This is a genomic window from Roseateles sp. P5_B10 (assembly GCF_056400485.1).
The window spans coordinates 1-645 of sequence record NZ_JBFULE010001532.1 but is presented as its reverse complement, the minus strand read 5'-3'; the positions used below and the strand labels follow the sequence as shown (position 1 = coordinate 645).

At 66.7% G+C, this 645-nt stretch carries 1 protein-coding gene; it reads left to right on the top strand.

The features are described from left to right. The coding region (locus AC1DU6_RS34430) for an autotransporter outer membrane beta-barrel domain-containing protein (protein ID WP_477862964.1) at positions 1-645 on the top strand (645 nt) is incomplete at both ends.

Sequence of the window (645 nt, the reverse complement as noted above, 5' to 3'; positions counted from 1 at the left end):
GAGCAGCCGCATCGGCGGCGTCGCCGTCGGCGCCGACTATCTGATCTCGCCCAACACCGTCGCCGGTTTTGCGATGGCCGGCGGCGGCACCAGCTTCAGCGTGACAGGCGGCGGCTCCGGTCGCTCCGACCTGTTCCAGATCGGCGGCTTCGTGCGCCACAGCATCGGATCGACCTATCTGTCCGGCGCACTGGCCTATGGCTGGCAGGACGTCACCACCAACCGCAGCGTGATGACGGATCAGTTGCAGGCGCGTTTCAGCCCCAATACGTTTTCGGGACGTTTTGAAGTCGGCAATCGCACCGTCACGTCATGGCAGGGCGGCCTCGGTCTCACGCCTTACGCCGCCGTCCAGTTCACCGCCGTCATGTTGCCGGCCTATGCGGAAACCGCTGTCGCCGGCAGCAACGCCTTCGCGCTCAGCTACACATCCAAGACCGTGAACGACACCCGCAGCGAACTTGGCCTGCGCACCGACAAGTCCTTCGCTGTCAACGATGCGATCCTGACGCTGCGCGGCCGCGCGGCTTGGGCGCATGATTTCAACACCGACCGCGCCGCATCGGCGACGTTCATGTCGCTGCCCGGCGCGAGCTTCGTCGTCAACGGCGCAGCGGCGGCGCATGACGCCGCGCTGACCACGGC